This window comes from uncultured Stenotrophomonas sp. (genome assembly GCF_963519125.1).
Lineage (GTDB): Bacteria > Pseudomonadota > Gammaproteobacteria > Xanthomonadales > Xanthomonadaceae > Stenotrophomonas.
Genome location: NZ_CAUQLJ010000014.1, coordinates 76765 through 90432 on the forward strand (window position 1 = coordinate 76765; position 13668 = coordinate 90432).

Here is a 13668-nt window from a genome sequence, read left to right on the forward strand (position 1 = left end):
TCAGTACGCCGCCGGCTCCCGGTGGCGTCGCGATGGACCGTACACCCCGCATCGCTGCTGCCCCTGGCGCGGCGCTGCGGATCAAGATTCCTGATCGACAGCGTGCGATCACTCCCCCTTGTCACGCTGTACTGACTTAGAGAAGAAAATGCCCAAGCGCACTGACCTCAAGACCATCCTCATCATCGGTGCTGGCCCGATCGTCATCGGCCAGGCCTGCGAGTTTGACTACTCCGGCGCCCAGGCCTGCAAGGCCCTGCGTGACGAGGGTTACCGCGTGGTGCTGGTCAACAGCAATCCGGCCACGATCATGACCGACCCGGAGATGGCCGACGCCGTCTACATCGAGCCGATCAACTGGCAGACGGTCGAGAAGATCATCGCCAAGGAAAAGCCCGATGCGCTGCTGCCGACCATGGGTGGCCAGACCGCGCTGAACTGCGCGCTGGACCTGGCCGACCACGGCGTGCTGGAGAAGTACAACGTCGAACTGATCGGCGCCAAGCGCGAAGCGATCCGCATGGCCGAAGACCGCGAGCTGTTCCGCGTCGCCATGGGTGAGATCGGCCTGGAATGCCCGACCGCCGCCGTCGCCCACACCCTGGACGAAGCGCTGGAGATCCAGACCCGCGTCGGCTACCCGACCATCATCCGCCCCAGCTTCACCCTGGGCGGCAGCGGTGGCGGCATCGCCTACAACCGCGAAGAGCTGGTCGAGATCGTCAGCCGCGGCCTGGAACTGTCGCCGACCACCGAAGTGCTGGTGGAAGAGTCGGTGCTGGGTTGGAAGGAGTTCGAAATGGAAGTGGTCCGCGATACCGCGGACAACTGCATCATCGTCTGCTCGATCGAAAACCTCGACCCGATGGGCGTGCACACGGGTGACTCGATCACCGTGGCGCCGGCACAGACCCTGACCGACAAGGAATACCAGCGCCTGCGCGATGCCTCCATCGCCGTGCTGCGCAAGATCGGCGTCGACACCGGTGGCTCGAACGTGCAGTTCGGCATCAACCCGAAGACCGGCCGCGTGGTCGTCATCGAGATGAACCCGCGCGTCTCTCGTTCGTCGGCGCTGGCCTCCAAGGCCACCGGCTTCCCGATCGCCAAGGTTGCCGCCAAGCTGGCCGTGGGCTACACCCTGGACGAACTGAAGAACGAGATCACCGGCGGCCTGACCCCGGCCTCGTTCGAGCCGTCCATCGACTACGTCGTCACCAAGATCCCGCGCTTCGCCTTCGAGAAGTTCCCGGCCGCCGATGCCCGCCTGACCACCCAGATGAAGTCGGTGGGCGAGGTGATGGCGATGGGCCGCACTTTCCAGGAGTCGGTGCAGAAGGCCCTGCGTGGTCTGGAAACCGGCAAGGTCGGCTTCGACCCAACCGGCCTGGACCTGGCCAACGAAGAAGACCTGCAGACCCTGCGTCGCGAGCTGAAGGCGCCGGGCCCGGAGCGCCTGTTCTTCGTCGCCGACGCGTTCCGCGCCGGCATGAGCGTGGAAGAGATCTACGCGCTGTCGTTCATCGACCACTGGTTCCTGGACCAGATCGAGGAAATCATCGCTGCCGAAGCTGAGGTTGCTGCCGGTGGCATCGATGCGCTGGACGCTGCACGCCTGCGCAAGCTCAAGCGCGCCGGTTTCTCCGACGCGCGCCTGGCGCAGCTGACCGGCACCAACGAAGCCGCCATCCGCGCGCTGCGCCGTGCGCACAAGGTGCGCCCGGTCTACAAGCGCGTGGACTCCTGTGCCGGTGAATTCTCCACCGGTACCGCCTACCTGTACTCGACCTACGAGGACGAGTGCGAGGCTGCACCGAGCAACCGCGACAAGATCATGATCCTGGGCGGTGGCCCGAACCGCATCGGCCAGGGCATCGAGTTCGACTACTGCTGCGTGCACGCGGCACTGGCGCTGCGCGAGGATGGTTATGAAACCATCATGGTCAACTGCAACCCGGAAACCGTGTCGACCGACTACGACACTTCCGACCGCCTGTACTTCGAACCGCTGACCCTGGAAGACGTGCTGGAAATCGTCGAATTGGAACAGCCGAAGGGCGTGATCGTGCAGTACGGCGGCCAGACCCCGCTGAAGCTGGCGCGCGCGCTGGAGGCCAACGGCGTGCCGGTGATCGGCACCAGCCCGGATTCGATCGACCTGGCCGAAGACCGTGAGCGCTTCCAGCAGCTGGTCGACAAGCTGGGCCTGAAGCAGCCGCCGAACCGCATCGCCCGCAACGACCAGGAAGCCCTGCTGCTGGCCCGCGAGATCGGCTACCCGCTGGTGGTGCGCCCGAGCTACGTGCTGGGTGGCCGCGCCATGGAAATCGTCTACGGCGAAGCCGACCTGGCCCGCTACGTGCGCGACGCGGTGAAGGTGTCCAACGATTCGCCGGTGCTGCTGGACCGCTTCCTCGACAACGCCGTCGAGTGCGACGTCGACATCATCGCCGACAAGGATGGCAACGTCCTGATCGGTGGCGTGATGGAGCACATCGAAGAAGCCGGCGTGCACTCGGGCGATTCCTCGTGCTCGCTGCCGCCGTACTCGCTGTCGGCGGAAACCCAGGCCGAGCTGCGCCGCCAGGTGGTGGAGCTGGCCAAGGCCCTGAACGTGGTCGGCCTGATGAACACCCAGTTCGCGATCCAGGCCGGCGACGACGGCCAGGACATCGTGTACCTGCTGGAAGTGAACCCGCGTGCCTCGCGCACCGTGCCGTTCGTTTCCAAGGCCACCGGCATGGCGCTGGCCAAGATCGCCGCGCGCTGCATGGCCGGCAAGACCCTGGCCGAGCAGGGCGCGACCAAGGAGATCGTGCCGGACTACTACTCGGTCAAGGAAGCGATCTTCCCGTTCGCCAAGTTCCAGGGCGTCGACCCGATCCTCGGGCCGGAAATGCGCTCCACCGGTGAGGTGATGGGCGTGGGCCGCAGCTTCAGCGCCGCCTTTGCGCGCGCGCAGGAAGCCGGCGGCATCAAGGCGCCGCCGGTTGGCAAGGCGTTCGTGTCGGTCCGCGACCCGGACAAGAAGCGCGTGCTGCCGGTCGCCCAGGCCCTGCTGGAACGCGGCTACAGCCTGGTCGCCACCCGTGGCACCGCCGCGTGGCTGCAGGAGCACGGCATGGACTGCGAGATCGTCAACAAGGTTGTCGAGGGCCGCCCGCACATCGTCGATTCGATCAAGAACGGCGAGATCGTGTATATCGTCAACACGACCGAAGGTCGCGCGGCGATCAACGACTCGTTCTCGATCCGTCGCGAAGCGCTGCAGCACCGCGTGACCTATTCGACCACCATTGCCGGCGCCAAGGCGCTGGTGCAATCCCTGGAATTCCGCGGTACCGGCCCGGTCTGGTCGCTGCAGGAGCTGCACAAGGAGTTGAACGCATGAGAGCACCGATCACCCTGAAGGGCGCGCAGCGTCTGCGCGAAGAGCTGGACCACCTGAAGTCGGTCAAGCGCCCGAAGGTCATCGCGGCGATCGCCGAAGCGCGTGAGCACGGCGATCTCAAGGAGAACGCCGAGTACCACGCCGCGCGCGAAGAGCAGGGCTTCATCGAAGGCCGCATCAAGCAGCTGGAAGGCGAACTCTCGCATGCCGAGATCATCGACATCAGCAAGCTCAATGCGGGCAGCAAGGTCGTGTTCGGCGCCACCGTCGAGCTGGCCGATGTGGAAAGCGATGAAGAGAAGCGCTACCAGATCGTGGGCGACCTGGAGGCCGACATCAAGCTCGGCCTGATCGCGATCTCCTCGCCGCTGGCGCGGGCGCTGATCGGCAAGCTGGAAGGCGACGCGGTCACCATCGACGCACCGGCCGGCAAGCGCGACTACGAAATCGTCAGCGTCCAGTACCTGGACTGACCCGGCCATGGCCACGGCGACGTTGTTGCTGCCGGCACGCAGCCGGTTCCCCGCGTCGTCGTTGCCCGATGACGTGGCCAAAGCGCTCGGCCGTGCCGAGCGCAGCCACGTGGACGCTGGCGAACGTGCCCAGCTGCAGCGGCATTTCCAGCTGCAGCCGGCCGACTGGCCGGTGGCCGCGCTGACCCGCCAGCTCGACGTGGGGGATGCCCATGACGGGGTGTGGCTGCGGGCTGACCCGGCCAACGTGGTGCCGGACATGCACGGCGCGCGGATGATGGGTCACGGCGACACGCTGCGACTCGAGGCCGACGACGTGGCCGCGCTGTTGCCGGCATTGCAACCGCTGTTTGCCGGTTACGGATTCACCCTGGACGCGCCGACCCCCTCGCGCTGGTACCTTCGCCTGCCGCCGGGCACCACGCTGCCGGCGTTTGCCGCACCCGACGATGTACTCGGCGATGACCTGTTCGCCTACCTGCCCGAGGGCGATGCAGGCCGCCGTTGGCGTGCGCTGCTGACCGAGGCCCAGGTGGTGCTGCACCAGCACCCGTGGAACGCCCAGCGTGTGACCGCCGGCAAGCGTGCGGTCAATTCGCTCTGGTTCTGGGGTGGCGGTGAACTGCCTGAAGCGGTCCGCACCGCGCATGCGCAGGTGCGCAGCCGCGATGCGCTGCTGCAGGCGCTGGCCAAGGCGGCCGGCGTGCAGGCCGACGGCGACCAGCAGGTGGATGCATTGGTCGACCTGCGGCAGCTGCGTTCGCTGGAACAGCTGGGCAACGACGCGATCCGTCCGCTGCTCTCGGCATTGCAACGTGGCGAGCTGCGCCGCCTGGTACTCGATTTCGAAGACGGTGCGCGCTTCGAGCTCGACAAAGGCCAGCGCTGGCGCTTCTGGAAAAAGCCGGTGCAGCTGCACGAGGGCTGATCCCCGGTAGATCCACGCCCTGCGTGGATGCTCTTTGCTGGACACATGAAGCCGCGCAGGGCGCGGCTCTACCTCCGGACGCACCCAGCCACGCAGGGCGTGGCTCTACCGCCGGGGGGTATCATGTCGTCAACGGCATTAGCGCCGTGCTCCCGCACTTACCCGAGCTTGCATTGACCGCTTCCGATTCGCTCCAGATCCAGCGCCGCGCCATCCCGTCTGCCGGCGAATGGCCCGCTGAGATGTTGCCGCTCCTGCAGCGCCTCTACGCGGCGCGCGGTGTCACAGACGCCGCCCAGGCCCAGCCCAAGCTGGCGCAACTGCATGCGCCTGAGCTGATGGGCAGCATGCAGGCGGCGGTCGATCTGCTGGCCGAAGCCATCGCCAGCAACGCGCGCATCCTGGTCGTGGGCGATTTCGATTGCGATGGCGCCACTGCGTGTGCGGTTGGCGTACGCGGCCTGCGCATGCTGGGGGCGCGCGATGTGGTGCATGCGGTGCCCAACCGCATGCTGCACGGCTATGGATTGTCGCCTTCCCTGGTTGCAGAACTGGCGCCCTTGAAGCCCGGGCTGCTGGTCACGGTGGACCACGGCATTGCCTGCCACGCCGGCGTAAACGCGGCCAAGGCTCTGGGTTGGAAAGTGCTGGTCACCGACCATCATCTGCCCGGCGAACAGCTGCCGCCGGCCGACGCCATCGTCGACCCGAACATCAACGGCGATGCCTTCCCGAGCAAGGCGCTCGCAGGGGTCGGCGTGATCTTCTACGTGCTGATGGCGCTGCGTCGTCAGCTCCGCCTTCAGGGTGCCTTCGCACCGGGCGCCGAGCCCGATCTGCTGACGCTGCTTGATCTGGTCGCGGTTGGCACCGTGGCTGACCTGGTGGCACTGGACGCCAACAACCGGGCGCTGGTGAGTGCGGGCCTGCGCCGCCTGCGCGCGGGGCAGGGGTGCGTAGGCCTGCAGGCGCTGATCGAGGCGAGCGGTCGTGACGTGGCACGCCTCAGTGCCACCGATATTGGTTTTGCCATCGGTCCGCGCCTGAACGCCGCTGGCCGGCTCGAAGACATGGCGCTGGGCATCGAGCTGCTACTGACCGAAGATCGCTCCCAAGCACGCGAGATCGCCCAGACCCTGGAGCAGATCAACTCGGAGCGTCGCGCCGTCCAGCAGCTGATGACCGACGACGCCGAGCTGGCCGTCGCCCGTGCAGTGCTGGGTGCCGAAGGTGAGCGACCGATCGCGGCCTGCCTGTTCGACGCCGAATGGCACCCCGGCGTTGTCGGGCTGGTGGCCTCCAAAATGAAGGACCGCCTGCACCGCCCGGTGATCGCGTTTGCACCGTCCGAGCCGGGCAGCGATTCGCTGCGGGGTTCGGCGCGTTCCATCGCCGGTTTCCACATCCGTGACGCGCTGGCGCTGGTCAATGCCGCGCATCCGGGCCTGATCGACAAGTTCGGCGGTCACGCCATGGCGGCCGGCCTGAGCCTGCCGCATGCACGCCTGCAGGACTTCCAGCAGGCATTCGTTTCCGTAGTCGAATCCAGCATGGACCCCGCCGCACTGCAGCAGCTGCTGATGAGCGATGGCGAACTGGCCCCGTCCGAACTGGACTTCCGCCACGCCGAAGCCCTGCGCCTCGCCGGCCCATGGGGGCAGGGTTTCCCGGAGCCGCTGTTCGACGGCCACTTCCAGGTCGCCCGCTGGCAGGTGCTGAAGGAAAAGCACCTCAAGCTCAGCCTGCGCGTGCCCGGCCGCGCCGAGCCGATCAACGCCATCCACTTCAGCGGCTGGCGCGGCAACGCCCCCGCCAACCACGTGCACATCGCCTATCGCCTTGTGAGCGACGACTACCGCGGTGGTGGCGCCATCCAGCTGATCATCGAGCACTGCGCCGACGTTTGAAGGGCGCAGCCACGCAGGGCGTGGCTCTACGGTTCACGCACTTCTGTTACCAGCGTCGGCATCTGCCATGCGCCACCCGCGGCTACGAGGCGGCATAGGCCCGTGGTTGCGTCGGAGGTCTGGACATAGGCGGTGCCGGTCCAGCCCCAGCTGGCGGTTGACCAGCAGTCGCCCAGGCCCCGCCCTTTGTTCGCAGCGCTGATGGTCACGGTGTCGTCGTCGCCACCCAGGTTGGTCACCAGGGTGGGTTGGTACGGGGCGTGGTCATTGATGACCCAGTAACCCTCGCCGGTGTTGTACGCGCCGCGCCAGCAGGAGGTCGACGCCAATAGTTTGTTGCGCGACAGGCGCTGTACGCGGATGGGCTGCGGACCCTCGTAGGAGCCACCTTCGCCGGGATTCAGCGCATCACAATCGTCCGCGGATGTGGCCGCGACAAGAGCCGCCCGCAACGCCGGCGCATCGCCCAGTGCAGTATCGGCAGCGGTGGTAGGGACCTTTCTGGCCAGGGTGATCACCGGCACCGGCAGCGCTGGCGGCACACTGGACTCGGCGCGGACCCCTTTGCGCATGAGTGCACCCGGGGTTCCCAGCCGGCCCTGGAACTCGTCCATCTTCAGCAGCACGGCTGACGCGCCTTTGTCCGACACGACCCAACGCTGGTCCTTGCCGCCGAGGAGTTCGATGCGGCTGTCGCGGACCAGCGACTTCAGCAGGGCGGCGACCTGGCTGACCGAGAACGGGCCGCCGTTGTCGACCGTGCCCAGCGCCTTTTCGTTGATGCGCAGCGTGACCCGGGTGGGCAGGTCGCCTTCGTCGTACTCGCCGAGCATCAGTTCGGCGCGGACCGGCTGGTCCGGCCCGCCGTTGCGGGTCAGCAGGATCGACACCGGCTCGCTTTCGCCGTCGTCGCGCTGGTAGCCCGCAGCACGGCAGGTGCGCGTGTTGTCGCAGGCCAGAGTCCAGTCCTCGTGGCCGAAGTCGATGCCGGGCACCACCGCTTCCGCAGGTGCGGCACTCACGGCCGGCGACAGGCCGGCAAGGATCAGCAGGAGCAGGGACTGGCGCATGGGGGTCCTTGTTGTAAACACGTCCGTTGGGATGGGAAGCGTGACCCGCTCAATCGCACTTGTCCATCAACCCCGTTCCCGATCTTCATGCGTTGAATCTATCGTCATCGGATCTGGAGCGTCACATGGACAGCCTGCTGCGCAGGATCGGCTTGGGTTTCGTGGTGTGGGTTGGCACGGTGCTGGGGCAGGGCGCGACCGCCCAACAGATGGCCGGTCCGGTACTGAAGGTGGCCGGGGCCGAGCAGCCGGTGCTGCTCGAGCAGGCACGGATCGACAGTCACGTGGCCGGTGGGCTCGGCGAGACCCGGATCGAGCTGGTATTCCGCAACCCCAACCGGCGCGTGCTGGAAGGTTCGCTGGAGTTTCCGCTGGCCGAGGGGCAGAAGGTCACCGGCTTCGCACTGGATATCGGCGGTGCGCTGCGCGACGCGGTGCCGGTGCCGAAGGCGCAGGGGCGTCAGGTCTTCGAAGCGATCGAGCGGCGCGGGGTCGACCCTGGCCTGCTCGAGCAGACCGCTGGCAATCAGTTTCGGCTGCGTATCTATCCCATTCCGGCTCTGGGCACGCGGCGGGTGGTGATCACCCTGCGCGAGGCGCTACCGGTGGAGGCGAAGGGCCTGCGCTGGACCCTGCCGCTGCAGTTCGCGCGGGAGGCACAGTCGGTGCAGCTGAACGTTGATGCGGCAGGTAGCGGTGTTCCCGTGGCCAACGGCAGGGCACCGGTGGCACTGGCCCTGCGCGAAGGCGCGTGGCAGGCACACTGGCAGGGACGTGGCACGGCGTTGCCAGCGCAACTGGGCTGGACGCTGCCGCTGCCGCGCGGCGTGGATGCGGTGCGCGGCACCTTCGACGGCGAGCAGTACGTGATGGTGCAGGTGCCGGTTCCAGTGCAGGCCCAGGCGCGCGCGTTGCCGCGCCGGGTGGGATTGCTGTGGGATGCATCCGGTTCCGCGCGACACCGCGACACCGCTGCGGAGCTGGCCGTGCTGGATCGCTACTTCGCCTCGATTGGCAATGGCGAAGTTCAGCTGACCGTGCTGCGCGACCGGGCTGAACCGACCCGCCGTTTCGAGGTTCGGCAGGGCGACTGGAATGCATTGCGCCGCCATCTGGAGGCGCTGCCGCGCGACGGCGCCAGTGCGCTCGGCGACTGGACCGCGCAGGCCGACGTGGACGAATACCTGCTGGTCAGCGATGGGCTGGCCAATTACGGCAAGCGCGAGCGACCGGCGTTGCGGCCGGGGCAGCGCCTCTACGCGCTGAGCGGCGCCGGTGCCCGCACCGACAGCGAGCGCCTGCGAGCCTGGACCCGCGCGGGGCATGGCCAGCTACTGGTGGTCGGTGGGGCAGGTGACGTGGATGCCGCAGCTTCGCGCCTGCTGCGCGGGAACCCGGCGGATGTGGTGGCCGATGGTGAGGGCGTGGCCGACCTGCGGGTCGATACCGATCGTGCGGACCACGGTTGGGTACGCGTGCTCGGACGAGTGCAGCGTGCGGATGCCGTGCTGCGGCTCCAGCTGCCTGCCGCCAACGGCACGCGCCGCACCGTAAGCGTGCCGTTGGCCGATGCACGCGACGCCGGCGGTGGACTGGTCGCCCATGCCTGGGCTGATGGGCAGCGGCGGGCGCTGGCCGCAGATCCCGCCGCCAACCGCGCAGCCCTGCAGGCGCTGTCGCAGCGCTTCGGGCTGGTCGGCGCGGATACCTCGCTGCTGGTACTGGAAACCCTGGACGACTACCTGCGCTACGGCATCCGCCCGGCCGCACCGCTGCGCCAGGAGTACGACCGCCTGCATGCGGTCAGCATCGCCGATGATGCCGCCGCGCGCCGCAAGCGACTGGACACGCTTGCAGCCCAGTTCGCCGAGCGCGAGCTGTGGTGGAACCGGTCCTGGCCGAAGGGCGCGCCGCCCGTGGCCGCGTCGATGAAGGCGCTGTCAGCGCCCATGCCGGCCGGGGCGCCGCCACCGCCTGCGCCCGCACCGGCAATGATGCTCGCCGCAGAGAGCGAACAACGCCATCGTGAGGCCTCACGCTCGGCAACGCTGGACCGGGTTGAAGTCACCGCTGCGCGTCAGCAGGCGCGAGCCGAGGCCAATGCCGATGCATTCGCCGCCGAGGCCGACGCCCCTGCCGCCGACGACCGCGCCAATCGCGGCGCTCTGAAGATCAGCGTGGCCGCCTGGGCGCCCGACTCGGACTATGCCCGTCGCCTGCGTGCGGCGCGTCCGGATGCGGTGTATGCGTTGTACCTGCAGGAGCGCGATGACCACGCCGACAGCAGCGCGTTCTACCTGGACGTGGCCGACATTTTGCTGGCCCACGGCCAGCGCGACCTGGCCCTGCGGGTGCTGTCGAACCTGGCGGAGATGCAGCTGGAGAACCGCCACGTGCTGCGCGTGCTGGGCTACCGGCTGATGCAGGCGAAGGCCGCGGCGCTGGCGGTGCCGGTATTCCGCGATGTGCTGGCGCTCGGTGAGGAAGAGCCGCAGAGCTTCCGCGACCTCGCCTTGGCGCTGGAAGCCGATAACCAGCCGGCGGAGGCGCTGGCCGCGTTCAACGAAGTGGTGGTGCGGCCGTGGGATTCGCGCTTCGATGGGATCTCGCTGATCGCGCTGGACGAGCTGACGACGCTGGTCGCCCGAACCGGGGTGGACGCGCGTGCGGTCGATCCGCGCCTGCGCCGGGCGATGCCGCTGGACCTGCGCGTGGTGCTGAGCTGGGACAGCGACAACAGCGACATGGACCTGTGGGTGACCGACCCGAACGGTGAACGCGCCTATTACGGCAATCGCCTGACATACCAGGGTGGGCAGATGTCGCGCGACTTCACCGGCGGCTACGGTCCCGAGCAGTTCTCGCTGCGCCAGGCCAAGCCGGGCAGGTACAAGGTGGAAGCCAACTACTTCGGAAGCCGCGAACAGCTGGTGACCGGGGCGACCACGCTGACGCTGCGCCTGAGTACCCATTGGGGCAGCCGGCGCCAGCAGGACCAGCAGGTGACGATGCGCCTGAAAGACGACTCAGAAACCGTGCTGGTGGGTGAATTCGAGGTCCGCTGACCCATGAACATGAACGGGGCTTGGGACGCTATAATCTCTGGTCTTGTCCCAAGCCTTCATTACCGCCGATATGATCGAGCTCAATCCCGTGCGCCAGCGAATCACCGATCTGACCGATCGCGTGGTCTCGCTCAGGGGGTATCTTTGACTACGACGCCAAGAAAGAGCGTCTGGAAGAAGTAACCCGGGAACTGGAAAACCCCGACATCTGGAACAACGCCGAGTACGCCCAGAACCTGGGCCGCGAGCGTTCCATGCTGGAAAAGACCGTCGGTGGCATCGCCACCATCCTGGACGGCCTGACCGAATCCACCGAACTGCTGGAACTGGCTGAAAGCGAACAGGACGAAGATACCGCCCTGGCCGTGGTCGCCGACCTGGACAAGTACCAGAAGCACGTGGAGCAGCTGGAATTCCAGCGCATGTTCTCCGGCAAGATGGACACCGCCCCGGCGTTCGTCGACATCCAGGCCGGTGCCGGTGGCACCGAAGCCCAGGACTGGGCCGAAATCCTGCTGCGCATGTACCTGCGCTGGTGCGAATCGCGCGGTTGGAAGACCGAACTGATGGAAGTGTCCGGTGGCGACGTCGCCGGCATCAAATCGGCCACGCTGCGCGTGGAAGGCGATTACGCGTATGGCTGGTTGAAGACCGAAACCGGCGTGCACCGCCTGGTGCGCAAGTCGCCGTTCGATTCGGACAACCGCCGCCACACCAGCTTCACCTCGGTGTTCGTGTCCCCGGAAGTGGACAACAACATCGAAATCGACATCAACCCGGCCGATCTGCGTACCGACGTGTACCGTTCCTCGGGCGCCGGTGGCCAGCACGTCAACAAGACCGAATCGGCGGTGCGTATCACGCACATCCCGACCAATACGGTCGTGGCCTGCCAGACCGGCCGCAGCCAGCACCAGAACCGCGACAACGCGATGAAGATGCTGGCCGCCAAGCTCTACGAGCTTGAAATCCAGAAGCGCAACGCCGAACGCGACGCGGTCGAAGCGACCAAGTCCGACATCGGCTGGGGCAGCCAGATCCGCAATTACGTGCTCGACCAGAGCCGCATCAAGGACCTGCGCACCGGCATCGAGCGTTCGGATACGCAGAAGGTGCTTGACGGCGACCTCGACGAATTCGTCGAAGCCAGCCTGAAGTCGGGCCTGGAAGTCGGTTCCAAACGCCTCGACGCCTGACCGTCGGGCCGCCCTGTGCGGCCCGATGTTGTTTCATTTTTTTCCCAGTCCTCATCCCCCAATACACAGACCCACGCCATGAACGATCAGACCGCCGCGCCGCAGACCCCCGTCGACGAGAACAGCCTCATCGCCGAGCGCCGCGCGAAACTGACCGCGCTGCGCGGGCAGGGCATCGCCTATCCGAACGACTTCCGCCGTGAGGACTTCTCCGGCAGCCTGCAGGCCGAATTCGCCGATGCCGAACAGTGGACCGCCGAAGCGCTGGAAGCCACCGACCGCACGGTGAAGATGGCCGGCCGCCTGATGGCCAAGCGGGTGATGGGCAAGGCCAGTTTCGCCCAGATCCAGGACGAGTCCGGCCGCATCCAGCTGTTCCTGCAGGGCAACACCCTGGGCGACGCCTACACGGCCTTCAAGGGCTGGGACGTGGGCGACATCATCGCGGTGGAAGGCGGGCTGACCCGTACCAAGACCGGCGAGCTGTCAGTCAAGGCGACCAGCATCCGCCTGCTGACCAAGTCGCTGCGCCCGCTGCCGGACAAGTGGCACGGGCTGGCCGACGTGGAGCAGCGCTACCGTCAGCGCTACGTCGACCTGATCGTGACCCCGGAGTCGCGCGAGGTGTTCATCAAGCGCTCGCGGATCATCCGCGCGATGCGCGCCTGGCTGGACAACCGCGACTTCCTGGAAGTCGAAACGCCGATGATGCATTACATCCCGGGCGGTGCCACGGCCAAGCCGTTCACCACCCACCACAATGCGCTGGACCTGGACCTGTACCTGCGCGTGGCCCCGGAGCTGTACCTCAAGCGCCTGGTCGTGGGTGGGCTGGAGCGGGTGTACGAAATCAACCGCAACTTCCGCAACGAAGGCGTGAGCACCCGGCACAACCCGGAATTCACCATGATGGAGCTGTATGAGGCCTACGCCACGTACACCGAAGTGATGGACCTGACCGAAGGCGTGATCCGTGACGTGGCCAGCAAGGTGCTGGGCACCACCACCGTGGAGTGGGACGGCGCCACCATCGACCTGGCTCCGGCGTTCCGCCGCTGGCGCATGGACGAGGCCGTGCGCCACCACAACCCGGAGATCAGCCTGGCCGACTGCACCGACCGCGAGGCGCTGCTGCGCCATTGCGAGCGCCTGAAGATCCGGGTCAAGCCGTCCTACGGCTGGGGCAAGCTGCTGCTGGAGATCTTCGAAGCCACCGTCGAGCACACCTTGGTGCAGCCGACCTTCATCACCGACCACCCGGTCGAGGTCTCGCCGCTGGCGCGCGCCAACGACGACCAGCCGGGCTATACCGACCGCTTCGAGCTGTTCATCAACGGCAAGGAGCTGGCCAATGGCTTCTCCGAGCTGAACGACCCCGAAGACCAGGCGGCCCGCTTCCAGGCCCAGGTCACGGCCAAGGAAGGCGGCGACGACGAGGCCATGCACTACGACGCCGACTATATCCGTGCGCTGGAGTACGGTATGGCCCCGACCGGCGGCTTGGGCATCGGCATCGACCGGCTGGTGATGCTGCTGACCGGCAGCAGCTCGATCCGCGACGTGCTCCTGTTCCCCTACATGCGTCCCGAAAACTGAGACGCAGGTCCGGATGGACCCCCTCCGGCCACCCGGCGGGGT

General features: G+C 67.1%; 8 protein-coding genes. 7 read left to right on the forward strand and 1 reads right to left on the reverse strand.

Annotated features, from left to right (window positions below):
• The first annotated feature begins 148 nt into the window (after positions 1–148).
• From carB to recJ, 4 genes are all read left to right on the forward strand, one after another.
• Positions 149–3391, forward strand: coding sequence for a carbamoyl-phosphate synthase large subunit (gene carB, locus RYM47_RS13420; protein WP_315388568.1), 3243 nt, complete (start codon positions 149–151; stop codon positions 3389–3391).
• 8 nt (positions 3392–3399) lie between these two features.
• Positions 3400–3864 carry a transcription elongation factor GreA gene (gene greA, locus RYM47_RS13425; RefSeq protein ID WP_315388604.1) on the forward strand — a complete coding sequence of 155 codons (465 nt, stop codon included), beginning with the start codon at positions 3400–3402 and terminating at the stop codon, positions 3862–3864.
• 7 nt (positions 3865–3871) lie between these two features.
• Positions 3872–4792: a phosphoglycerate mutase gene (locus RYM47_RS13430; RefSeq protein ID WP_315388569.1), complete on the forward strand. Its 921-nt coding sequence runs from the start codon at positions 3872–3874 to the stop codon at positions 4790–4792.
• Positions 4793–5034: 242 nt separating this feature from the next.
• The gene (gene recJ / locus RYM47_RS13435; RefSeq protein WP_315388570.1) at positions 5035–6699 is read left to right on the forward strand and encodes a single-stranded-DNA-specific exonuclease RecJ; all 1665 of its coding nucleotides are present in this window, start codon (positions 5035–5037) and stop codon (positions 6697–6699) included.
• 26 nt (positions 6700–6725) lie between these two features.
• Here the strand turns inward: recJ and RYM47_RS13440 are convergent, their stop codons facing one another.
• A complete protein-coding gene (locus RYM47_RS13440; RefSeq protein WP_315388571.1) occupies positions 6726–7769 on the reverse strand; it encodes a DUF1176 domain-containing protein in 1044 nt (347 codons plus the stop codon).
• A 125-nt stretch (positions 7770–7894) separates the two neighbouring features.
• Between RYM47_RS13440 and RYM47_RS13445 the strand changes: the two genes are divergently transcribed.
• From RYM47_RS13445 to lysS, 3 genes are all read left to right on the forward strand, one after another.
• Complete coding sequence (locus tag RYM47_RS13445) at positions 7895–10834, forward strand: VIT domain-containing protein (protein ID WP_315388572.1); 2940 nt, start codon at positions 7895–7897, stop codon at positions 10832–10834.
• Positions 10835–10904: 70 nt separating this feature from the next.
• Positions 10905–12030 (forward strand): peptide chain release factor 2 gene (gene prfB / locus RYM47_RS13450; protein ID WP_315388605.1). Its coding sequence is split into 2 segments (ribosomal slippage): positions 10905–10979 and positions 10981–12030, totalling 1125 coding nucleotides; the frame shifts between segments, so codons are not numbered across the junction.
• A gap of 78 nt (positions 12031–12108) precedes the next feature.
• Positions 12109–13626: a lysine--tRNA ligase gene (gene lysS, locus RYM47_RS13455; RefSeq protein ID WP_311184451.1), complete on the forward strand. Its 1518-nt coding sequence runs from the start codon at positions 12109–12111 to the stop codon at positions 13624–13626.
• The last annotated feature ends 42 nt before the right edge of the window (positions 13627–13668 follow it).